This is a genomic window from Halobellus sp. GM3 (assembly GCF_052545375.1).
This window is the reverse complement of the sequence record NZ_JBQWLT010000009.1, coordinates 85,822-107,662: the sequence shown is the minus strand read 5'-3', so window position 1 is coordinate 107,662 and position 21,841 is coordinate 85,822. Positions and strand designations below refer to the sequence as shown.

19 protein-coding genes are annotated in these 21,841 nt (G+C 67.6%); 3 read left to right on the top strand and 16 right to left on the bottom strand.

Annotated elements, in window-relative coordinates; genetic code table 11:
- Positions 1-84: 84 nt before the first annotated feature.
- The 8 genes from ACT3HL_RS14285 to ACT3HL_RS14250 are packed head-to-tail and all read right to left on the bottom strand — an operon-like array spanning position 85 to position 9,002.
- Complete coding sequence (locus ACT3HL_RS14285) at positions 85-1,335, bottom strand: potassium transporter TrkA (RefSeq protein ID WP_445087444.1); 1,251 nt, start codon at positions 1,333-1,335, stop codon at positions 85-87.
- Positions 1,332-2,597: a TrkA C-terminal domain-containing protein gene (locus tag ACT3HL_RS14280; RefSeq protein WP_445087443.1), complete on the bottom strand. Its 1,266-nt coding sequence runs from the start codon at positions 2,595-2,597 to the stop codon at positions 1,332-1,334. Before ACT3HL_RS14280 ends, ACT3HL_RS14285 begins: the two co-directional genes overlap by 4 nt.
- Before the next feature lie 6 nt (positions 2,598-2,603).
- Positions 2,604-3,701 (bottom strand): PhoU domain-containing protein, encoded by a 1,098-nt coding sequence (locus ACT3HL_RS14275; protein WP_445087442.1) that lies wholly within the window; start codon positions 3,699-3,701, stop codon positions 2,604-2,606.
- 2 nt (positions 3,702-3,703) lie between these two features.
- Positions 3,704-4,375 (bottom strand): phosphate signaling complex protein PhoU, encoded by a 672-nt coding sequence (gene phoU / locus ACT3HL_RS14270; protein WP_445087441.1) that lies wholly within the window; start codon positions 4,373-4,375, stop codon positions 3,704-3,706.
- A 2-nt stretch (positions 4,376-4,377) separates the two neighbouring features.
- Positions 4,378-5,256, bottom strand: coding sequence for a phosphate ABC transporter ATP-binding protein PstB (gene pstB, locus ACT3HL_RS14265; RefSeq protein WP_445087440.1), 879 nt, complete (start codon positions 5,254-5,256; stop codon positions 4,378-4,380).
- A 3-nt stretch (positions 5,257-5,259) separates the two neighbouring features.
- Positions 5,260-6,975 (bottom strand): phosphate ABC transporter permease PstA, encoded by a 1,716-nt coding sequence (pstA, locus tag ACT3HL_RS14260; protein ID WP_445087439.1) that lies wholly within the window; start codon positions 6,973-6,975, stop codon positions 5,260-5,262.
- A complete protein-coding gene (gene pstC / locus ACT3HL_RS14255; RefSeq protein WP_445087438.1) occupies positions 6,975-7,910 on the bottom strand; it encodes a phosphate ABC transporter permease subunit PstC in 936 nt (311 codons plus the stop codon). The genes pstA and pstC overlap by 1 nt, the downstream gene beginning before the upstream one ends.
- A gap of 33 nt (positions 7,911-7,943) precedes the next feature.
- Positions 7,944-9,002 (bottom strand): phosphate ABC transporter substrate-binding protein PstS family protein, encoded by a 1,059-nt coding sequence (locus tag ACT3HL_RS14250; RefSeq protein WP_445087437.1) that lies wholly within the window; start codon positions 9,000-9,002, stop codon positions 7,944-7,946.
- Positions 9,003-9,220: 218 nt separating this feature from the next.
- Between ACT3HL_RS14250 and ACT3HL_RS14245 the strand changes: the two genes are divergently transcribed.
- Positions 9,221-9,493 carry a DUF7511 domain-containing protein gene (locus ACT3HL_RS14245; RefSeq protein ID WP_445087436.1) on the top strand — a complete coding sequence of 91 codons (273 nt, stop codon included), beginning with the start codon at positions 9,221-9,223 and terminating at the stop codon, positions 9,491-9,493.
- Positions 9,494-9,570: 77 nt separating this feature from the next.
- Entirely contained in the window at positions 9,571-10,881 is a 1,311-nt protein-coding gene (locus ACT3HL_RS14240) for an NAD-binding protein (RefSeq protein WP_445087435.1), read from the top strand.
- Positions 10,882-10,893: 12 nt separating this feature from the next.
- Here ACT3HL_RS14240 and ACT3HL_RS14235 read toward each other — a convergent pair whose 3' ends face one another.
- The 8 genes from ACT3HL_RS14235 to ACT3HL_RS14200 all read right to left on the bottom strand — a co-directional run bounded on the left by ACT3HL_RS14235 (position 10,894) and on the right by ACT3HL_RS14200 (position 20,513).
- The gene (locus ACT3HL_RS14235) at positions 10,894-12,390 is read right to left on the bottom strand and encodes a universal stress protein (RefSeq protein ID WP_445087434.1); all 1,497 of its coding nucleotides are present in this window, start codon (positions 12,388-12,390) and stop codon (positions 10,894-10,896) included.
- A gap of 4 nt (positions 12,391-12,394) precedes the next feature.
- Entirely contained in the window at positions 12,395-13,123 is a 729-nt protein-coding gene (locus ACT3HL_RS14230) for a phosphorylase family protein (RefSeq protein ID WP_445087433.1), read from the bottom strand.
- Between the two features lie 66 nt (positions 13,124-13,189).
- Entirely contained in the window at positions 13,190-13,696 is a 507-nt protein-coding gene (locus ACT3HL_RS14225) for a hypothetical protein (RefSeq protein ID WP_445087432.1), read from the bottom strand.
- Between the two features lie 5 nt (positions 13,697-13,701).
- Positions 13,702-14,565 (bottom strand): PfkB family carbohydrate kinase, encoded by an 864-nt coding sequence (locus ACT3HL_RS14220; RefSeq protein ID WP_445087431.1) that lies wholly within the window; start codon positions 14,563-14,565, stop codon positions 13,702-13,704.
- A 237-nt stretch (positions 14,566-14,802) separates the two neighbouring features.
- Positions 14,803-15,624, bottom strand: a complete 822-nt coding sequence (locus ACT3HL_RS14215; RefSeq protein ID WP_445087430.1) for a DUF63 family protein — start codon at positions 15,622-15,624, stop codon at positions 14,803-14,805.
- Positions 15,625-16,011: 387 nt separating this feature from the next.
- Positions 16,012-16,602, bottom strand: coding sequence for a hypothetical protein (locus ACT3HL_RS14210; protein ID WP_445087469.1), 591 nt, complete (start codon positions 16,600-16,602; stop codon positions 16,012-16,014).
- A gap of 490 nt (positions 16,603-17,092) precedes the next feature.
- Complete coding sequence (locus ACT3HL_RS14205; RefSeq protein ID WP_445087429.1) at positions 17,093-17,248, bottom strand: rubrerythrin-like domain-containing protein; 156 nt, start codon at positions 17,246-17,248, stop codon at positions 17,093-17,095.
- Positions 17,249-17,399: 151 nt separating this feature from the next.
- Entirely contained in the window at positions 17,400-20,513 is a 3,114-nt protein-coding gene (locus ACT3HL_RS14200) for a right-handed parallel beta-helix repeat-containing protein (protein ID WP_445087428.1), read from the bottom strand.
- A 173-nt stretch (positions 20,514-20,686) separates the two neighbouring features.
- Between ACT3HL_RS14200 and ACT3HL_RS14195 the strand changes: the two genes are divergently transcribed.
- Positions 20,687-21,841 carry a mechanosensitive ion channel domain-containing protein gene (locus ACT3HL_RS14195; RefSeq protein WP_445087427.1) on the top strand — a complete coding sequence of 385 codons (1,155 nt, stop codon included), beginning with the start codon at positions 20,687-20,689 and terminating at the stop codon, positions 21,839-21,841.

Genomic DNA, 21,841 nt, shown 5'->3' with positions numbered 1-21,841 from the left:
CGGAGGAGTTGAGCGTTACGGGGTCTCCCGAACAGATCCGAGCCGTCCACACCGGCGGCCGTCACGCGAGCGCCGCAGCGGCTGTCAGGGCGATGCGGCGGCCAGCCCGACGATCTCGCGAAGCCGTTCGGGACGAGCGACCAGATACAGCGTGTCGCCCCCGGTGAGTTCGCGGCTCCGCGGGGGAATCGCCTCGATCGCGCCGCCCGCAGCGTGGACGGCCGCGACGGTGGCGTCGATGCTCCCGAGCGTCGCGCCGTCGAGTTCGCTCCCCGCGTCGACGGTGACGACGTCCATCGTCTCGTCGGCCGCGCGGAGCAGGGACGTGAACTCTCTCTCGGCCCCGGGGTCCGAGGGGAGGGTGAGGAGCCGGTACGTCGCGTCGGGGTCGAGGGACTCGGCGTCGGCCTCCTCAAGAATCACCGTGGCGACGTCTCCCGTCGCCGCCCGGAGCTCGCCGCTGGCGACGCGCGATGCGGTTTCGGCTCCCGCGCCGGACGCCCCGTCCGATTCGCCCGTCTCGACCCGTCGCCACAGCTGAACCGCGTCGCCGGCAGACGCACCGGCACCGGGGTCTGCCCGAATCGCGACGGCCACGAACCCGGGCGCGAGCGTCGTCCCCAAGCCCGCGACGCGCCGCCCCAGCGATAGCGTCACGACGGTTCCGTCGTCGTCGAGTTCGAGGTCGACGTAGCCGACGCCGTAGTCCTCCTTGACGCGCGCGACGACGCGGTTCCGGAGGTCGTCGCCGCGGAGGTTGCGGGGAACGAGGAGCGTCTTCCCCGCCAGTTCGGCCTTCGTCGCCGCCGGAACGGGCTCGTGGCCCTCGATGTCCCCGATGTCGTCGGCTTCCTCGGGGAGTTCGACCGGCCGGACGCGACCGACGTTGCTGACGAGTCGGCTCACCTCGGTGTCGAGTTCGCGGGAGCCAACGATGGCGAACGCGCTCTGGACGACGCGGTCGCCGACAGCCCGTCCCGCGGGCGACACCACGATGGCGGCCCCGATCGACGCCGCGTTGACGAGGACGACCATCGGGGCGAACACCTCTGCGGGGTTCGACCCGACCGCCTGCTGGAACAGCCCCACCGCGTTGAGGTAGAGCGCGACGCCGGAGGCGCCGACGAGCGTTGCCAGCCACGCCGGGATCTCCTCGCGGGTGTACCACCGGTAGAGCATCGCCGCGAGCGACGCGAGAATCGCCGCGAGCGCGGCGAGACCGAGTACGCGGGTCAGCACGGTGGTGAGTGTCGGGTCGTCCGAGATTGCACCGCTGATCTGCAGCGGAACGGCGAGTGGCGGCCAGTGTGCGAGCGGAAGCGAAAGCCACGTCACGCCACCACCCCCGCGAACGCGTCGAGATCCGCCTTACTCCCGACGACGATGAGTTCGTCGCCCGCGTCGATCGGCTGCCCGCCGCGGGGGGCAGTCACCCACGACCCGGCGTGTCTGACCGCGAGTATCGCCACGCTGTGGACGTCTCGAACCGCCGAATCGCCGATCGTGTCGTCCGCGAGTGCGCTCTTTTCGCCGACAGTGAACCGGCGGAACCGCTTGCCGGTCCGCCTGAGGAGGCCGACGAGTTCGAACTCCCGACGGATCCCCCGGGAACGGACGGCGAGGGCGACGTTCTCGGCCGCGATCAGTCTCGCCGCCGACGTTCGGCCGACCGCGAGCGTGACTCGTACGATACCGCCGGCGGCTACGGGGACCGAGGCGTCGGGCGTCGCCGCCGGGGCGGGACTGCCGCCGTCCGGTTTCGCGCCGCCGTCGGTCGCGGCTCCGGTCGTCTCCTCTGTGTTGCCGTCCTCGGTTAGTGTCGCTTTCGCCCCGCCGTCGACAACGCCGAGCAGTCGGGCATCGAACCGCTCGCCGTCGGCCAATACTGCCATCTCGTCGCCGCGGGCCGCGCCCGTCGGGACCAGCGCGTCGACCGAGACGGCCCGCTCACCGGGGGCGAGGTGCTTCGAGAGCCCGCTCGTCGGCGGCGCGGCCGAAATCGTCGCCCGACCGCGTTCGTCGAGCGTCACCGTCGCCTCCACGAGGTCGTAGTCGGTCCGGAGCGCGGCGGCGACGCGGGCCTCCAGTTCGACGAGCGGCAGGTCCGCCGGGAACGTCCACGTCTCCGCGCGGATCGACTCCCTGATCGCCGCCGGCAGCGGCGGATAGCCCTCGACGTCGCCGACGTCGCCGACGACCTCGATGCGGACCTGTCCGCGACCGCCGACGAGTTCGACCACGTCGGCCGACAGCGTCCGCTTGGTGAGCTCGCGGAGACTGAGGCGTTTCGGGAGCGCCGCGCCCATCTTGTCGCCCTGTCCGTGCGCGTACAGGGTTCCCATCAGGACGACCAACAGCGCGACCGTGAGCCGCAACTGGTTCGTCGACCCCGTGAGCGAGGGATCGGCGAGAGCCAAGAGGCCGCCGTTGAGCCCGGCGATCATCACGCCGAGGCCGACGACCCCCAGCCCGGGAACGGTGATACCCGTGAAGTACTTGAACCCGAATCCGAGGAGCCACGCGATGAGCGCGGGGACGAGTCCGGTCAACACGCCGAGGTAGAGCCCGTAGAGGATCTCAACTGGGAGCGACGCCATCGACGGCTACTCTCGGGGAGACGGTTTACACCTGTCGCTGTCGGGAGAGGCGTCGTCGGCGACGCCGTCGGAACCGCTCCACGCCGCCGCTTCTGAGTCGCTCGCGCTCAGTTCGCCCCGGCGGACCGCGCCCTGCAGTGCGATCTCGGCGATGTTGCCGCCGTGTTCGGCGGTCCGTCGGACGCGCTCGAGGGCGAGCACTGAGCGGGCGTCGGCGTCTGCGAGGTCTCGGCCCCCGCCGTCAACGGGGTTGACCGCCGCGCGGACCCGATCGCGGCTCCGTAACGCGCGCCGCGCGCTGTCGGGGGCGCGGTCGCCGACGACGACGCCGACTGCGTCAGAGACGGCCTCTCGCGCCGCTTGCGCTGCCGTTTCGATCCGGTCGCGATCGGCGGAGCTCAGCCGGACGCCCCCGTCGGCGGCGAGGGCCGCGATCTGCTCGGCGTGGTCGCCGACCCGCTCCAGTTCGCGCGCCGTCAGCCACAGCTCGAACAGCGCGGGCCGGGTGAGCCCGAGCGCGTCCACCTCGTCGAGGCGCGCGAGCCCGCGGACGAACGACCGCTCGATCAGCGCGTACAGCCGGTCGGCCTGCTCGTCGCGCCCGAGCAGGCTCTCCGGGGCGGCACCGTCGGTCAGTACCGCCGTGGCGTCCCGGTGCATCGAGCGCGCAACGAAAGAGAGCTGTCGGACCGACTGCCGTACCGAGACCTCGCCCGGATCCAGCGGCGTCTGTGCGGTGATCTCGTCGTCTGATTCCTCGACGACGGAGATGCCGGTCAGGTTCCGGACGACCTCGTCGATGGCGCGCCGCTGCTCGGCCGTGAACGTCGCCTCCGACCGGAGGACCACCTCGCTAGCGCCCGCCGTGTAGGCTGCACGCAGCGTCTGTTCGAGCGGTGCCACGTCGTCTTGGCCGACCTCGACGACGACGCGTCCGGGCGGTTGCTCGGTGTCCTCCCGCGCTTGGATGGCCAGCACGTCGTCGACGTGGGTGTGCAGATTGACGGTGTCGCCGGCGGAGAGCCCCTGTGCCTCCGCCCACGCCTTCGGGAGCGAGACGGTGTAGGTGCCGCCGCCGACCGACTGGATTTTGCGCGTGTCCATCGTCAATAGAGGAGTTCCGGGTCGTGATCGACCATATACAGCGTCCGGGCGGCGACGTTCACGGCGTGGTCGGCGATCCGTTCGATGTCGCGGATCGTCAGGAGGACCCGAGAGACCTCATCGAGCAGGCGCTCGACCGACCACGGGTCGTCGCGCCCTCGCCCGATGAGGTCGCGGGTGACCGTCTCGCTCGCCCGCTGACAGAGCGCGTCGACGGCGTCGTCGGCGGCGCTGATCGCCCGGCAGGCGTCGGCATCGCCGGACTCGTAGGCGTCGAGTCCCCGTTCGAGGAGCGACTTCGCGTCGCGACCGATGTCGGCCACACCGACCTCCGGGGTGTGCGTCGGTCGCTCCGCCAGCGCGTACTGCGCGAGGTTCACCGCCAGATCCCCGACGCGTTCGAGGTCGGTGATGATCTTGAACGAGGCGGTCACGAACCTGAGATCGCCGGCGACGGGCTGTTGGAGGGCGATCAGGTCGACGCAGCGGTTCTCGAGTTCGAGATACGTCTCGTTGATCTCCTCGTCGCCGTCGATAACCGTCCGCGCCGGGTTCTCCGCGCCGGACTCGACGCTCTCGAGCGCTAGCCCGAGCCGCTCGCTCACGAGGTCACCCATCGAGCGCACGTCCGCGCGGAGATCCGCGAGCGACCGCCGATAGGATTTCCGCGTCATCGTCACCCGAACTTCCCCGTGATGTAATCCTCGACGCGCTGATGTTCGGGGTTCTCGAAGATCTTCTGGGTATCGTCGTACTCAGCGAGTTCGCCGCCCGTGAGGAACACGGCGGTCCGATCGGAGATCCGAGCCGCCTGCTGCATATTGTGTGTGACGATAATGACCGTGTACTCCTCGGCGAGGTCCTCGATCAGGTCCTCGATCTTCGAGGTGGCGATCGGATCGAGCGCCGAGGCGGGTTCGTCCATCAGGATGACGTCCGGGTCCACGGCGATCGCGCGAGCGATACAGAGCCGCTGTTGCTGGCCCCCGGAGAGGTCGAGCGCGCTCTTGTCGAGCTGATCGCTGACTTCGTCCCAGAGCGCGGCGCGCTCGAGCGCCCGCTCGACCCGCTCGTCGATGTTCTCGGTGTCGTCTTGAGTCCGAAGCCCGTAGGCGACGTTATCGTAGATGCTCTTGGGGAAGGGATTCGGGTGCTGGAACACCATCCCGATCCGTCGTCGAAGCGCCACCGGGTCGACGTCGTCTCCGTACACGTCGATCCCCTCGAAGTCGATGCTCCCCTCGACGCGCGCGGCCTGAACGAGGTCGTTCATCCGGTTGATACACCGGAGGAACGTCGACTTTCCACAGCCGGAGGGGCCGATAATCGCGGTGACCCGCTCGGGGAGTATCTCCATTGTCACGTCGTCGAGGGCGCGTTCGTCTCCGTAGAACACGTCGAGGTTCCGAGCGGTGATGATGCTGTCGGCGGGTTCGGAGTCGGACGCGGTCGGCTGTTCGACGGATCCCTCTGCTTTCGCCTGTCCATCGTTCAACTGGACCGAGGTAGCGTTTCCGAGCGATTCTCCGCGTCGTTCCTGCGTTTCGTTTGCCATTTTCTACTCACTCCGCTGATACTTATTTCGGATGACGATCGCGGTTCCGTTCATCAACAGGAGGACGAGAAGTAGCGTGACGACCCCCGCGGCGAGAACGCCGAAGCGGAAATCCGGATCGAACTCCGAGGACCAGGCGAAAATCTGACGCGGCATCGCGCTGAACTTGTCGAAGAACCCATTCGGCGCGAGGCGAACGGACGCCGCCGCACCGATCATCAGGAGCGGTGCCGTCTCGCCGATCGCCCGTCCCAGCGCGAGAATCGTTCCCGTTAAGATTCCCGGGAGCGCCCGCGGCAGGACCACGTTTCGAGTCGTCTGCCACTTCGTCGCGCCCATCCCGTAGGAGGCCCGTCGGAGCGAGTCCGGGACCGCTCGAATCGCCTCCTGCGCGGAGATGATGACGATCGGGAGGATCAACAGCCCCACCGTCATCCCGCCGACGATCACGATCCCCGCTGCTAGTCCGATCCCCTTGATGAACAGGGCCAGTCCGAGCAGCCCGTAGACGACCGACGGAACGCCGGCGAGGTTCCCGATGTTGATCTCGATGAGATCGACGAGCCGACCGCGGCTCCCCGTGTCAGGCGCGTACTCTTCGAGGTAGATGGCGGCACCCACGCCGATGGGGAACACGAGCGTGATGATGACCACGAGCATCAGGACCGATCCCACGAGCGGCGGGTAGATCCCTGCTTTTTCCGGCGTGATCGACGTCGCGCTGGTCAGGAAGTCCCACCCGAACCACGACGTCGGTCCCGCGAACCCCATCGCGTCCGTGAGAACCGTTCCGACCACGACCCCGGCAACGAGCGCGATCGGAAACGCCAGGCCCAGCGTCCCCGCTCGTCGTCGGAACACGCCCTCCAGATACACACCGGTTGGGATCGCTGTCGTCGTCGCCAGCAGCACCCAATTCTGCGCGTCCAACCCCGTCGCCGGGGCGACGAACGAACCGACCGTCACGAAGACGACCGACACCGCGATGGTCTCACGGAGGCCGCGGCCGTCGCCGCGCCGACGCTCGACCAGCCGACCGAAGACCATCGCCGCGGGGACAGTCACCGAGACGACGAGCAGGACCCAGCCGGGAACGGCAGTCAGCGCCGGCCGGAGCAGATCGCCCACGCTCGGGAGAATCTCGGGGGTCCAAAAAGCGATCGTCACGATTTCCGTGTCTGTCAGCGGGGAGGCGAACGTGAAGTCGACGTTCATCGCCGGGACGCCCACGATGGCGAGGAGCGGAGCGAGGATGATCACGCCCAACCGTTCGACCGCGGCGTTCGGGCGCTTCCATTGGTGTGCTCGGACGACAGCCCCGGCACAGATGAGACCGATCGCGAGACCGAACCAGTCCGCGGGGGTGATGATCTCGATGAACAGCACCGCCAAGGCGGCGCCAACGACGAGGCCGACGACCGGGATTCCTGTACTCGCGAGAGCGACTTCACCCGACGGTTCCTCGGACGTGTAGTACGTCGCGATTAGGACCAGCGCCGGAAGAAGCACCGTCAGTCCGTACACGAGGTGCCACTCGGGATCCGCGCTGAACGGCCGGATGGCGTCGTTGAACACGTACGACAGCAACGCGGTCACCATCGCGAGGCCGAACACTGTCGCCGCGAGTGTGAGTCCCTCGAAGAGACGCCCGCGCAGCCGACTCACTCCGGATTTACCGACGAACCCCTGTCGTGAATCCTCCGAGTGCTGCTGCGCCATCAGTTGTACTCCTCCCGGTACCGCTCGGCGATCCAGTTGCTGAGGTAGTTCATCGCGAAGGTGATCGCAAACAGCGTCAGTCCGAGCGCGAACATACTCTTGTACGTCGGCGAGGCGGCCCCGACGTCGCTCGTCACGGCCTGCACCATCGCCGAGGTCATCGTCTGTCCGGACTCCTGCAGGCTCGAAAGCGGCGCGCTCAGATCGAACATCCGCGGCCGGAGCCCCATCGCCATGACCACGACCATCGTCTCGCCGATCGCTCGTGAGAGCGCCAAGATGAACGACGCGAAGATGCCGGAGATGGCGGCGGGGACGACGATTCCGGTCGAGACTTGGAACTTCGTCGCACCGAGGGCGAATCCGCCCTCGCGCAACGACGCCGGGACGGCGCTCATCGCGTCTTCGCTGAGGCTCGATACCATCGGGATGATCATCACGCCGACCATAATCGACGCGCTCAGCACGTTGAACGTCCCGAGGTCGAGACCGAGCGTGCGAAGGAACGGCGTCAGGTATATCAGCGCCAAGTATCCGTACACGACCGTCGGAATCCCGGCGAGGATCTCTAAGGCCGGTTTCAACACCGACCGCGCGCGGTCGCTCGCGTACTCGCTCAGATAGATCGCCGCGAGCACGCCGACCGGAATCGCCACGAGCCCGGCGACGACTGTGACCATGAGTGTGCCGGTGACGAGCGGGAGGACCCCGAACTGTCCGCGGTCCGTTATCCACGTCGTCCCGGTGAAGAACTCTACCGGGTTGACCATCTCGAAGAACTGTACGGCGTCGAACGCGAGCGCGAAAATGATACTCCCGGTGATGATGACCGTTACGGACGCACAGAGCAGTAACAGGTATCGATACAGTCGCTCTCGGACGACTCTGCGCTGCTCACCGCCGGTGAGCTGTAATTTCGCTGATTCGTTACTCATTGGTGAGAATTCCGGTCCGCGAATACACTCGAGTTAGCCGTTGTAGACGTCTTCCAGCGTACTCAGGTTCTCATCGCGCATCTCGACGCTCGAAGGCACGTAGCCGATCTCTTGGACCATATCCGTCTCGGCGTTCTCGAGGTAGAAGTTGAGGAACTCGTAGACCTGTTCTTTCTCTTGGATGGACTGCTCGCTGCCGTAGATGAACAGCGGGCGGGCCATCGGGTAGGTGCCGTCCTTGGCGGCGGCGAGGCTCGGTGCACCCGGTTCGTCGCCCTCTTCCGCAGCGACGCTGATCGCCTTGACGGCGTCGGAGTTCTCGTTGTAGTAGGCGTAGCCGAAGTACCCCATCGCGTACTCGGAGTCCTGAATCCCCTGCACGATGAGGTTGTCCTCCTCGGTCGGTTCGTGCTGCGCGGTGTGGTTGTAGTCCTCGCCGATGACGTTCGCGTTGAACCAGTCGTACGTCCCCGAGGTCGACGCGGGACCGTAGAGCTCGAACGGCTCGTCGGGCCACTCGTCGCGAACGTCGGACCACAGCTCGGCACCGTCTTCGCGCCAGATCTGGGACATCTCGTCGAACGTCATACTGTCGACCCAGTCGGCGTCGTTGTTGACCGCCATCGTGAGCGCGTCGCTGGCGATGTGAAACTCGACGGGCTCGACGTCGTTACTCGTACAGTGCTCGACCTCCTCGTCTTTGATCCCTCGGGAGGCGCCGTTGATGTCGGCGTTTCCGGGGCAGAAGTGGTTCTCGAAGCCGCCGCCGCTGCCGGTCGAGTCGACGGTGACGTTGACCTCCGGGTGCTGCTCCATGAACCGCTCGGCCATCGCGTTGGTGACCGGGTAGACGGTGCTGCTCCCGGAGTTGACGACTGCGCCCGAGAGGCCACCACTGCTGTCTCCGGAGCTCCCGCCATCCGAGCTCCCACCGCTGTTCCCACCGCTACCGCCACTGTCGCTGCTCCCGCCGTCACCGGTCTCGCCGCTTCCGCTACACCCCGCGAGTGCCACCGTCCCCGCGACGCCGGACGACAGCAGGAATTTTCTCCGCGTTACCAGATCCGACGGACGCTCTGAGTCGCGCGTCATCACCTGAACGGGCGGCTTCGCGTATTAAACCCGTTTATAATAGGTGTATTGTCGGGTCCGACCGGTACGTACCGCCCCGATAGCCTACAGACAGAACATACCGGAACTGAGAGCTATATATCACTCAGAGTGCCACGTTCGATAGGGCGCAGACCAGAGCGATATACCACACTCTTAGCAGCGTCTTTGTGTCCCACCGCAGATCGGGCACACGAGAGATGAGCGGTTCCCCTCGTTCACCCGGAGACGGTGACAGCCACCGAACGATGCGCCCCACGGGACGACCGAGCGCCCGGCCCGCGTCCGAGCGAATGCCGGCGGGGGGCGCGGCACCCGGAGAAACGCAACCGCTCCGGCTGGCGATCGTCAGCTACGAGGACACGCCGGACCGAGCGACCGTTCACCCGCCGGGACTGACCGGCCTCGATCGGATGGAGACGTGGCTCTCGGTCGATCTCTCGGCGGTCGTCGAACTCGAGGCTTGGCGGTAGCGAGCGGGCGGTAATAGCGGCCTCGCGGGCGGCGCCGAGTGCGAGCTTATTAAGTCGATGACGCGGGAGGGAGGGATATGGCGCTCTCGCGGGACTGGATCGGCGCGCGCGCGTCGGTCGTGCTGACGCTCCTCGTCGGCGTGCTGTCGGTCGTGACCGGCATCGCCAACATCGGCGTCGGCAGCGGCGCGGACTTTCAGCTCCTCGGCGTCGCCGTCCCCGGCGTCGTCCGACAGATAACGGCGTTCACCGGGACGCTGACCGGATTCGTCCTCCTCTTGAGCGCGTACGGCCTCCAGCGACGCCTGCGCGCGGCATGGTATTCCACGCTCGTCCTGTTTCCGGTCACGGCCGCACAGGGCGTCCTGCAGTCCTCGCAGCTGTCCTTCCCGCTGATCGCGCTCTCGGGACTCGCGTTGGTCGTCGTCGGAATCAACACCCGGTCGTTCGACCGCGAGCTCTCGCTCACGACGGCGCAGATTGCCTCTCTGGCCGCGTTGGGCGGCGCCCAGGCCTACGGAACCGCCGGGGCGTTCGCGCTGCGCGAGGAGTTTCGGGACGTCAGCACCCTGCTCGATGCGTTTTACTTCTCGCTCGTCACCGGGAGCACCGTCGGTTACGGCGACATCACTCCGATCTCGGCAGTCGGTAAACTCTTCGCGCTGTCGGTCCTCCTCGTGACCGTCTCGTCGTTCGCGGTCGTCCTCGGGGTCGTCTTCACCCCGCTCATCGAGGCGCGGCTCTCGAAGGCACTCGGATATATGACAGAAGAACAACTCGAAATCCTCGAAAACCACGTGCTGGTCCTCGGGTTCGGAGACCTGACGGAACCGATCCTCGAAGAACTGACCGATAAGGCCGACGTGCTCGTCGTCGTCCCCGACGAGGAGCGCGCCCGACGCCTCTCAGAGCGCGGCTACACCGTCCTGACCGACGATCCGAGCGACGAGGAGGCACAGTACCGCGGCAAGGTCGAAGTGGCGCAGGCCGTCGTCGCGGCGACGAACAACGACGCCGAAGACGCGCTCACCATCCTGACCGCCCGCCAGCTCAACCCCGGTGTGACGATTGTCGCCGCCGCGACGCAGCGCGAGAACGTGAACAAGCTCAAGCGCGCCGGCGCCGACACCGTCATCAGTCCGGCGGCGCTCGGCGCGCACTTCCTCGCGGAGTCCGCCCTCGGCGGGAGAAGCGCGGAGACGCTCGAACACCGACTGCTCCACGCGGAGGGAGACGACGAGATGGAGGCCGTGGCGGAAGCCGTCGACGAGGCCAGCCCCGACGCATCCGCAGCGGAGACGGCCGGCGGTTCCGACGGTGACTCTGTCGACGACGGGTCGGGACTCGGCGGCGACGAATCTCCCGGCGACGACGGACGAAAAGCGTAGGACAGGCGGTCGCTACGGCGACCCGCGGTCGAACACTGCGACGTCGCACTCGACGGACTGCAGCCGTTGAAACGTCGGCGGCGCGACGAATCGCGAGGCGGGCGACCGATCGCCGCTTGATCCGATGACGAGCAGGTCGTACGCATCCGCGTTCGCGGCGATGAAGTCCTCGACCGGCGAGCGGGCGACGCGCGTCTCGACGGTTCCCTCGGCAGTCTCGACGAGGCGGTCGAGGTTGGTCTCCGCCGGGCGGCGCTCGGACTCGCTGCCGATACAGGTGGTGACGCTGACGGTGCCACCGCCCGAAAGCCGCGTCGCGAAGTCGATCATCGCGTGCGCGGTGTCGCCCGGCCGAGCCACGAGCACCAACACGCGGGTCCAGCGGCGCCGCTCGGATACCGACCGGAACGCGACCGCGTCGAGATCGCCGCCGAAGACGCCCCGGACGAAGTCCGAGAGCGCGCCGCGGTCCTCCTCGTACGGCGCTACCACCAGGTCGCAGTTGGCGTTCCGCGCCGCCCGCATCGTCGCCGTGACGGCCTCACCCTCGGCGACGGCGACCTCGCAGGGGACGCCGACTCGCGTCCGGAGGGTCGAAGCGAGCCCCTCGAGTCGCCGGATTCGATCGTCTGTCGTGGCGTGGGATCGCTCCGCGGCGCCGCGTCCGCCCCCGCCGCGGTCAGCGCCGCCGCGTTCCTCCTCGCCCGCGCCGGCCTCGGAGCCGGCCGGACCCGTCGACGGCGAGACGATATCGAGGAGGACGACCTTCCCGGCCTCGTGGGCGGCGGCCAATCGCGCGCCGAAGAAGGCGGTCTGTTCGCCGGTGTCGCCGCGGACCGGCACGAGGACGTGGTCGTCGCCGCGGACCGTCTCGTAGAGGAACGACGCCCGCTTCTCGTAGAACTCCTCGCGCCAGACGACGAAGGCGGCGGCGACGATCGAGGAGGCCAACACGACGCTGACGACGTACGTGGTCGGGTCGACCTCGCCCGTCACGAGCGCGAGCAGCGCCGTCGCGAACGCCGAGGGGGCCTCGACGTCGGCACCCCACGTGACGAGTCCCGTGAGAAAGATGGCGAGCGCTGCGGTCTCGGGGCGGACGACGCCGGGGGCGCCACCGGCGGAGAACCACACGGTCGCGGTTTGAGCGATTAGCCCGCAGAGCGCCCCCACGCTGAGACTCGCGACGAACCGGATCGGGTTCGCGTACCGGCCCTCGGGATCCGAAAAGAGCGTGTACGTCCCCGACGCCAGCGGCGGGAAGAGCAGAAACGACAGCGTCTGGACGTGGTTCGACAGGTACGTGACGAACCCGATGACGGCCGGGACGAAGAACACGACCGAGAGGTGTAACAGGTTCGCGGTGGTCTGGATCCAGCGGCGGAACTCCGAGAGCTCCCGCCGCCGGACCCGTCTGGCGCGACTCCGCGCGGCGGAGAACCGCTCCCGCGCCCTGTCGGGGAGGCGGCCGCGGACCGCTTCGAGGAGCCGACGTCCGGGTTCGGACATCTACCTACGCGAGCGCGACGACCGCGTCGAGCGTGAGTGCGATTGCCCGCTCGACGTTGTTCTCGGCCTTCTCCGGGAGCTCCTCGTCGGAGTCGGCGCCCTTCTGGGTCCCCTCGACGAGGTTGCCGTCGACGGTGCAGATCGCGCCGGCCGCGAGGCCCTTGCGGCGCGCGAGCGAGAACACGGCCGCGGCCTCCATCTCGATCGCCAGCAGGTTCGCGGCCTCCCACTCGTCGACGTAGGCGTCGGTCTCGTTGTAGAAGGCGTCGTCGGAGACGATCGGGCCGACGTGGACGTCCTCGCCGTTGTCCTCGGCGGCGTCGACGAGCGCCGAGAGCACGTCGTAGTCGGGGACCGCCGGGATCACCGCGTCCTCGTAGCGCTTGGAGGTCCCCTCCTCCTTCGCCGCGCCGGTCGCGACGACCATGTCCCCGATCTCGATGCCGGACTGGAGCGCGCCCGTCGTCCCCACGCGGATCACGGTCTCGACGCCGACCCGGGAGAGTTCCTCGACGGCGATGGCCGCCGAGGGACAGCCGATGCCGGTCGAGCAGATCGTCAGCGGAACGCCCTCGTAGGTCGCGTTCACGATCTTGTACTCGCGGTTCTGCGAGACCGTCTCCGCGTTTTCACACTGCGCGGCGATCCGATCGACGCGGCCGGGATCGCCGGGGATGAGCGCGGTCTCGTGCACGTCGCCGGACTCGACGAGGAGGTGCGGCTGTTTCGCCATACCCGATGCGTCGCGCGAGGCGGTGAAAAACGACCCGGTCAGCGTCCCGCGGGGTGACTCCGGAGCTCAGACCACGGTCGCGAACGCGGGCACGATCACGCCGATCACGGCCCCGAAGACGACCGACGAGCGGAGCCACTGGCCGCGGACCGCCGTCGCGCGCTCCTCGTAGATCCGGCGGCCGGCGCGCGGGAGCACCACGTGCGCGAAGAACGCGTACACGAACGCGGCGACGGCCGCCGTGCTGAGGACGTGCGGGAGGAGGTCGACGCCGCCGACCGCGACGGTCCCGGGGAGGGCGGCCGACAGTGCCAGATAGCAGCCCGCGTAGAGCCCGCCGGCGAGCGCTCCGGCCGCGTGGTGGGCGACGGCCCCCTGCGCGAACGTGACCGCCGCCGGCGGGACGCGGCGGACGATCGCCGCGGCGACGTACGCCGGCACGAAGCCGTCCTCCTCTTGGGACATCGGGATGTCCATCACCAGCGCCGCCAGGAAGCCGCAGGCGACGCAGACCAGCACGAACGCCGGGGCGTTCGCGGCGGCGGTGAGCGGGGTGAGTGCGGGGGAGAACACGGGGATCACTCGCCGATGAACGTCCGCACGTCGTCCCACGTGAGCGACGTCCGCGCGCCGGGTGCCTTCGAGGCGAGCGCCCCGCAGGCGTTCGCCACCGAGAGCGCGCGCTCGTCGTCTGCGCCCCCCACGCGCGCGGCGATGAAACCCGCCGCGAAGGCGTCGCCCGCGCCGGTCGTGTCCACCACGTCGATCGGATAGCCCGGGTGTGCGGCCCGGCGCGTCCCGTCCCTGATCTCCGCGCCCTTCGGCCCGTGCTTGAGGACGAGCGTCTGCTCGGACAGATCGAACGCGTCGAGCGCGAGCGCCGCCTCGCGGTCGTTCAAGAAGAGGTACTCGACCGACGTGATCGCGGGTCCGTACCCCCGGTCGTCGATCCGGCGGCCGGGATCGAAGCTGACCGGGACGCCCTGCCGACGCGCGCGCTCGGCGAGGCGGGCGGCGGTCTCGGGGTCCTGACTCGTCATGTGGAGGTGGTCGGCCGACGCGAGGGACTCGTCGGGGAGATCCGCGGCCGTGAACGCCTCGTTCGCGCCGGCGCAGCCGAGCACCATCACCTCTCCGGAGGACTCCACGACGATGTACTTCGTCGTAGTCTCGAGGTCGCTGTCGACGACCACGTTGGAGACGTCGACGCCGCGGTCGTCCAGTTCCGCGCGCGCGATCCGGCCGTGTTCGTCGTCGCCGACGCTCCCCAAGAGCACCGGGGCGACGTCGAGGTCGGCGAGCCCGTTCGCGACGTTAGCGGCGCTGCCGCCGCCGCCGGCGCGGCGGGAGTCGACCGACACCTCCCCGTCCGGGTCCGGCAGGGCGGGGACGCGGAGCGTCACGTCCCAGTTCAGGTGGCCGGCGCAGATGACTCGGGGCATCTCTCGGAGGGAGGACACCGGCTTACAAAAACGCTCGGACCCCGGAGACCGGATCGGCGGCGACCCGACCGCGTCACCGACCGTTGAGAGAGTTCGATACGAACGCGTCGCCGACGCCGGGCGGGTGGGATCTGCGTGCGTCGGCGGCACAGGGGGACGCCACAACGTCGGCAGCGAAGGAGAAAGCCGCAACGTCGGCGGCGCGGGAGACGGCGACAGCGTCACGGGCGCCGCCGGTCACGCCGGCCCGGAGACGGCGAACAGCAGGAGGTTGTGGACCGCCGGCCCGAGACCGACGGCGGCGACGACGCCGAGGAGGAGGTTCGTTCCCGTCGGGTCCTCCGCCGCGAGGTCGGCGAAGAGCCACAGCACGAGCGAGGCGACGCCGATCTTCACGAGGACGAACAGCCACCCGGACCCCAGCACCGGTTCGGTCGGGAGCCCGGCGGCGACCTCGATGATGATCCGCGACAGCGGCGTCCGCTCGCCGAAGCCGAGGATATCGATTCCGGCCGCCGTCGAGACGCCGTCGAGGACGTGCGCGAAAACCGCCAGCGCGCCGAGTGCGCCAGTCCGACTGATCTCGGGGACTGCTCGCGTCAACGCCTTCCAGACGGCCGCCGCGAGGAGGGCGGCCGCGACGAGCGCGATCGCCGATACGCCGGGCGACAGCGATCCCGCGGCCGCGCCGAACGCGAACACGCCGACGACCGACAGGAGCGCGAGCCCGCCGCCCGTGAGCGCGAGCGCGCGGGCGACCGCCTCGGACCCGAGCCGGGCGTCGGCGACGACTACCGTTCCCACGCCGACGACCGCGACCGTGAGGTACACGGCGGGCGTCCCCGCCAGCGGTCGAACCGCCGCCGGCAGCGCATCGACGACGTAGAGCACGTGCAGGGCGGAGCCCAAGACCATCCACGGGGTGAACGCGAGGACCCGGTCGGACGTGACCGCCGGGCGACGCCGGCGAACCGCGAGCGCGACGACGACGATTCCCGCGATGAGGACCGCGAGGTACGCCGGCGGTGGGAGGGTGAACCCCTCCGGGAGTATCGCCATACACGAGCATTCCTCGGGTGTCGCTGGTAAGTCTTTACAAGCGGGATCGGGAAACGTCCCGCGCCCGACACCTCTGGACGAGCGCGCGGAGACTCCCGTAAGGCGTGGCAATCGCAGGCGTGTCAATCGAACGCGGTAGCCACGGGCCAGAGCGATGACCGTTCAGAACCCCGCGCTCACAGCCGTACCGATCGGTTGTGGAAGGAAATTATCAAGCGAATCAGGGCGCTAAAACCTCGCGCTTCAGCGCGGGAATACAGCGCCCGCACGTAGTTTTAAGATATTCGATAGCGCACTGAACAGGGTGTCATAGAAGAGTTGTCACGGTGTTTATTTCACGATTCACAGCTGAATCAGCCGTGGGAAGAAGTGTGCGTATTGAGCGGTTCAGTCGCCGGCTTCGGTCTCAGCGGGAACCTCGAATTCGAGTTGTCCGTCGAGGACGTGTGTTCGGTCGGGTAGCCCCGGCTTGACGAGTTTGACGGTGCTTTCGACGACGACTCGTCGGGCCGATTCCGGCCATCGGGTGACGGGGAGGTCAATGAATACGGTCTCGTTGGCCATCTCGCCGAACTGGTGGACTTCGACGACTGCAGCCGTCCCCTCTCGGAACAGTGATACGGACGGATGGGGTTCGTGGTCGCCCATAAACGGACCTTGGAGCGAGAGCTGTGGCGGGGTGCCGTCACCGCCCAGTGCCACAAACCGCTGTGTGAGCGACTGCAGTTCGGTATCCCCAGGGTGCGAAATCGACGTGTGGAAATGGTTCGGCAAGGGGGCAAACCGGGGATCAACGCCCACGGTAGCGAGGTCAGTGCCGTCTTCGCGAAATTCGAGATATTTCCCATCATCCCGGGGACTGTCGTCAGTTTTCACCGTCGGGTTCGTGTGTTCGGTTCGCGAGTCGACAGCATTACACCCCGCAGCGGTGGTGGAGGCGGCGGTCAGGGCGGACGCGAGGAATGCGCGACGGCGCATAAATGGCGATTTTACCGGCGCCATCAAGAATGTTAAGAAGCTAGTATCAATCCCGAACTTGAGCACTCTCTTTTTGAGAAGTCAACGCGTGATTGTGCGCTAAATACGCGCTCCGTATCTTTCACGGGGGTTCTTCGCGATCGGCGATAAACCTCGATGATCACTACATTTCCTGTACTGATCGATTCCTGTCTGGTGTGGGAAGCCTTCTATGACACCCTCTACTGAATGCTAACCGAGGCGGTCTATCCGCCCTATCCTAATGAGACAATCTCGGGATTCGCCCCTTCGTTATGGAAGGCACCCCTTCCACTGGACGAACGGGGTGCAGGAAGAGAAAGATTACCCCGAATCCCGTCTTTTCGACGGTTGATAGGGGTAACGGTAGCGTGGCACTGCCAGCATTCCCTCGGGGATGTGAAACCGTAAATCTCCCAAACCAGCAAGCTTCCGCTTGTGGGAAGCTCCGCCGTTTACCGCGGAGAGGATGTCACTCGAGGGAGTTTCCCCAGTTTTGGAACTCGCCGCCGCAGTCACACTGTCCGGGGTGTGTGGTAGACTTGACGAGTTTCCCACACAGGAGACATTCGTATGTTGACTCTAGGTCCGGGCTGTTCGCGACGTCGATATCTTGGCTGTGTGGCATCGGCTAGTGGTTCGGTATCCGTACGTAAATATTAATCTTAATAGGACATATAAGGTCATCAAAATGCAGTAGACGTCTCCGACGGCGGCGACTGCTCGCGCGTTCGTGGTCAAATCGCACGTTGCACCCCAGGATTCCCCGAAGAACGCGCTCACCTCGCGAGGAGGTACGCGAGACCGGTCAGGACGCCCCACGTAAGCGCGGCTCCGAGGCCGAGCGTGACCAGCGGCCCGGCCCACAGCAGTCCCGAAACGATCCAGACGAGGATCCCGGCGGCGGCGAGCGCTTGGATCTGCATCCCGCCCACGGGTGGGTCGCTGCCCCGGAACGTCAGCGCCATCCCGTAGCCACCGAGTGCCACAGCGGACAGGAAGAACACGCCGCCGAGTAGCCCCCAGACGGATGCGATGCTCTCGAGAAGCCCGGGGTCGGATCCGGGTCGCGCCGGGGTCGACGGCGGACTCGCCGCTGTCGTCTGCTCAGCCGTCGCCGCCGCCGGCGTCGCCGTCGCCTCCCGCGGTTCGATCGTGACCGCCGTCGCGTTGGCGCTGTCAATCCCGAGGGAGTCCTCGACGGCCAGTTCGACGCGGAGCCGATCAGACGGCATCACGAGGGTGTATTCCGGCGTCGCGTGCGCCCGACTCGCCGCCCCGGCCACGGTGAAGTGATACCGATCGACGGGGTGCCGGTCGCCGGACGACTTCGCCCCGGAGACCTGCACTTGCTCGTCGGGAACGGCCGCGTTGGGGGCGCTGATCCGCGGTGTCGGCCGCGCGTACCGCGGCCCGCTCGGTTCGGTGCGGAACGGGATGAAGTCGGCCCATCCGTGCAGGGTCAGCACGCGGTCTCCCTCCCCCTCCGGGAGAATCGAGGAGTGATACGGCCCGGCTTCGGACCCCCAGTAGTTCGACTCCGCGTGGACGGTCCGGACCGGTTCGACCACGATCCGCGCGGTGGTGTTCGCCGAGATGAGCGGTGAGATGTCCACGGCTAGCCCGCGCTGTTGCCCGTAGATGTCGTTGTCGACGACTCGGACGCTCTCGTTTTCCGCCCCGGTCTTCGGGATCGCGATCCCCGTCGGGACCGCCTCGCTGACCCGCCGAATGGCCAGCGCGCTTGCCTCCGCCGCCCGGATGCGGCTCTCCCCGTCACGCCGGAGCACGACGACCGTATCGTCCCAGAGCCGCGCGTAGCTCAACCGCTCGATCGAGGGGTTCGCCACGAGTTCTTCGAGCGGGATCTCCGCCCGCGCCTGGTTGATGATGGCCCCGTCGTCACCCTCCGCCACGTAGATCCCGGTCCCCGGCTCGACGCCCTCCAGCGGGGTCGGTTCGGCGAAGGCGTTCGTGTTGAACACGATGTCGTTGCGGCGGATCTCCGTCTCGACGGTCCCCCGGACCACGACGCCGTAGGCGTTCGCCCCGACGACGTTGTCCGTGACCGCGAGCGATCCGCTGTGGGTGATCGGGCTCGACACGAGGAGTCCGGCGCCCGCGTTGTTTCCGAGGCGGTTGCCGCCGACGTCGAGCCGCTGGACGATGAGGTCGGTGTTCACCGTGAGCCCGTGTCCGCCGCCGTCGGTCAGCGTGTTGTTGCGTATCTGGAGGTCACGCGCCGCGGCTCGGGTGCGGATCGCCACTCCGTCGCCCCCGTTTCTCGCAACGTCGTTTCGGGCGAGCCTGACGCCCGTGACGACGCTTCCGTCGATCGAGAGCCCGTCGTCCCCGTTGTGTCCGATTCGGTTGTCGTCGATCACGCCGCCCCGAACGATCCAGTTCGAGAGGTGGATCCCGTCGCGACCGTTCCGGCGGACGGTGTTGTTCGACAGCTCCACGCCGAGTTCGACGGTCCGCGTTGTCACGTCGATGCCGTGTCCGGAACTCCCCCTGACCGCGTTTTCACGCAGCGTGACGCGCGCTGACTCCCGGATTCGCGTCCCGGACTGGCGGATCCTGATGCCGGTCTCGCCCCCGTCTATCCGGTTTCCGTACGCGTTCACGACCGCCCCCGACCGCGTTTCGACCTGTATGCCGGCATCGCTGGCGGCGATTTCGTTGTACCAAAAACGACTGTCGCTCTCGGCCGCCCGGACAGCGAGTCCGCTGCCCCGCGTTCCGTCGATGCGGTTTCCGTGCACTCGAAGGGCGGACACCCGGTCGGCGGCGACGAAGACGCCCGTCCCGTCGATGTCGCTGAACGTCGACTCCCGGACGCTGAGCCGATGGACGCGCGTCGCCGTGGTCGGCGCCGACCGGAACGGAGAGGTCACCTCCCCCACGTTGTACGAGGCGTACACGCCGTCGGAGAGTTGGGAGATGCCGCCGTCGAGCAGGCGTACGCCGACCGGGTAGATCCCCCGCGTTTCCGGGTTCCGCACGCCATCGTACTCGACGGTGAGACGCCCGTCGCTCGGTATCCGGACCGACCGGGAGAGCGATATCTGTATGCGCCCGTCGACGGCCGACACGTCGGTCACAAGTCCCGAGAACGGGCGGTCGATACTGCCGTTTCGGTTCCGGTCGATGCCAATTCGGAGCGTTTCCGGCCCGACCCTGTCGACCGATGCCGAGGACGGGTACTCCAGTTGAACGGTATCGAGAGACACCCCGACCCCCGGGTCGAGCGAAAAGGAGTTGTTCCACAGGGGCGAGTTACTCATCGGATACGCGGTGAGCGACACCCCTTCGGTCGCGCCGAAGGACGGACTGGCTCGCACCGCGTGCCCCCCGATCCCCTGGAACGCCGACCCCTCGATCGTGATCCGCGGCGTCGCGGTGACGTCGTCGACGGAGACTCCCGCCGACTCGAAGTCCCGCAGCGTCGAGTCTCGGATCGAGATCGACCCCTCGCGGCTCGAGACGGCGATCCCGTCGACGCCCCCCTCGAGCGTGGTGTTTCGGATCGCGAGCCGCGAGGCATCGGTCCCGTCGTACCGGACGGCTCTCCACCGGCGATCCGAGGAGGTCCCTCGACTCCGCTTGATTGTCACCGGCCGGGCCTCAGTCCCGTTCGCGGACAGGGAACCGCTCACCGTGAGGGTGACGCGCTCGGCTATCTGTACCGTCGTCCCCGGCTCGATGGTCAGTGTCGCACCGGGTTCGATCTCGACGTCCTGAATGATCCGGTACGGCCCGTCGTCCGGCGTCCACGTCGTGTCCGTCGCGATGGACGACTCGACGAACGTGATCTCGCTGCTCTGGGCGCTCTCGGTGGCGGCCGCCGTTCCCGCGATCGACGCCGCTACAGCGACGACGACACACGCCATCAGGACCCTCCGAACCCAGTTGTTCCTCAGGGAGACCACCCTACAGTCACGTACTACCTCTCCCGAGTATCCTCTGTGTGAAAAATGTATGGAGGCGTTGCAACGCCGGGGAACGAGTGGCCTCGGGGTGGTCTCTGAGAAACGGTTATCTCACGCACCCGCTTTCATCGGGTATGATCGGATCGCTACTTCGCCTGTTCGAGGGGCTGTCGGCCACTGAGGCGACGCTCGTGGTACTCGTCGTCTCCGTCGTGAGCGCCGTCGGAATGGAGTTCGTGATCCTCCGCCTCGCTCGGCAGTACGTCTCGAACACCGACACCGAGTACGACAACATCGTCATCTCCTCGCTCAGAGCGCCGCTCGTCGTCACCGCCGCACTCGCGGGCGTGTATCTGCTCACGCAGGTCCCCGCGGTGCGGTCGTCAGTCCTCTTAGAGCCGGGAACGCTCGACGACCTGTTCGGGAAGCCCTCGCTCTCGGTCATCGTCCTCGTGTGGGCGTACGCCGCCAACGAGGTCGTGAACCGGCTCGTCGCCGCCGTCAACGAGGAGGGCGGTCGATTCGACTTCGCCCCCGTCTTCTCGAACGTCTGGACGCTCTCGGTCCTCCTCGGGAGCGCCGGGACGCTACTCTGGCTCTGGGGGATCGAGATCACGCCGCTTCTGGGCGCCGCGGGCGTCGCCGGCATCGCTATCGGCTTCGCCGCGAAGGACACCGTCGCCAACTTCTTCGGCGGAATCGCGCTGTACTTCGACGACACCTACAAGATCGGCGACTACATCGTCCTCGACGACGGAACCGCGGGCACCGTGATCAAGGTCGGCGTCCGCTCGACCACGCTTCTCACTCGCGACGAGGTGATGGTGACAGTCCCGAACGCCACGCTCAACGCCTCGAAAGTGACGAACGAGTCCGCGCCGCAGCGCCGCCGCCGCGTTCGGATTCCCCTCGGGGTTGCCTACGGGACCGACATCGACGCGTTCGAGGAGCTCGCGGTCGACGTCGCGCTCTCGGAATCGATGGTCCTCGACTCGCCGAAGCCCCGGGCGCGCTTTCGGTCCTTCGGGGACTCGGCGCTCCAGTACGAGTTGCTCTGCTGGGTCAACGGCCCCACGCGCCGCCGACGCGCGCAGCACCAACTCAACCGCGCGCTGTACAAGGCGCTGAACGCCGCCGAAATCGAGATCCCGTATCCCAAACGCGACGTGACAGTGACGGAGACGCGGCCGCTCGACGCGGCGGGCGCTGCCGGCGCCCCCGCGACGGCGACGCCGCCGAGCGTCGATGAGACGGACGCGGGAGGCTCCGAGAAGACGGACGCCGCGTAG

Excerpts from the sequence above, each read along its gene's own strand:
- ACT3HL_RS14195 (WP_445087427.1), top strand. The coding sequence starts at position 20,687 with ATGATCGGATCGCTACTTCGCCTGTTCGAGGGGCTGTCGGCCACTGAG.
- ACT3HL_RS14215 (WP_445087430.1), bottom strand. The coding sequence starts at position 15,624 with ATGGCGATACTCCCGGAGGGGTTCACCCTCCCACCGCCGGCGTACCTC.
- ACT3HL_RS14275 (WP_445087442.1), bottom strand. The coding sequence starts at position 3,701 with ATGGACACGCGCAAAATCCAGTCGGTCGGCGGCGGCACCTACACCGTC.
- ACT3HL_RS14200 (WP_445087428.1), bottom strand. The coding sequence starts at position 20,513 with ATGGCGTGTGTCGTCGTCGCTGTAGCGGCGTCGATCGCGGGAACGGCG.
- ACT3HL_RS14245 (WP_445087436.1), top strand. The coding sequence starts at position 9,221 with ATGAGCGGTTCCCCTCGTTCACCCGGAGACGGTGACAGCCACCGAACG.
- pstA (WP_445087439.1), bottom strand. The coding sequence starts at position 6,975 with ATGGCGCAGCAGCACTCGGAGGATTCACGACAGGGGTTCGTCGGTAAA.
- ACT3HL_RS14250 (WP_445087437.1), bottom strand. The coding sequence starts at position 9,002 with ATGACGCGCGACTCAGAGCGTCCGTCGGATCTGGTAACGCGGAGAAAA.
- pstB (WP_445087440.1), bottom strand. The coding sequence starts at position 5,256 with ATGGCAAACGAAACGCAGGAACGACGCGGAGAATCGCTCGGAAACGCT.
- ACT3HL_RS14280 (WP_445087443.1), bottom strand. The coding sequence starts at position 2,597 with ATGGCGTCGCTCCCAGTTGAGATCCTCTACGGGCTCTACCTCGGCGTG.
- ACT3HL_RS14240 (WP_445087435.1), top strand. The coding sequence starts at position 9,571 with ATGGCGCTCTCGCGGGACTGGATCGGCGCGCGCGCGTCGGTCGTGCTG.
- phoU (WP_445087441.1), bottom strand. The coding sequence starts at position 4,375 with ATGACGCGGAAATCCTATCGGCGGTCGCTCGCGGATCTCCGCGCGGAC.
- pstC (WP_445087438.1), bottom strand. The coding sequence starts at position 7,910 with ATGAGTAACGAATCAGCGAAATTACAGCTCACCGGCGGTGAGCAGCGC.
- ACT3HL_RS14235 (WP_445087434.1), bottom strand. The coding sequence starts at position 12,390 with ATGTCCGAACCCGGACGTCGGCTCCTCGAAGCGGTCCGCGGCCGCCTC.
- ACT3HL_RS14205 (WP_445087429.1), bottom strand. The coding sequence starts at position 17,248 with ATGCCACACAGCCAAGATATCGACGTCGCGAACAGCCCGGACCTAGAG.
- ACT3HL_RS14210 (WP_445087469.1), bottom strand. The coding sequence starts at position 16,602 with ATGCGCCGTCGCGCATTCCTCGCGTCCGCCCTGACCGCCGCCTCCACC.
- ACT3HL_RS14230 (WP_445087433.1), bottom strand. The coding sequence starts at position 13,123 with ATGGCGAAACAGCCGCACCTCCTCGTCGAGTCCGGCGACGTGCACGAG.
- ACT3HL_RS14220 (WP_445087431.1), bottom strand. The coding sequence starts at position 14,565 with ATGCCCCGAGTCATCTGCGCCGGCCACCTGAACTGGGACGTGACGCTC.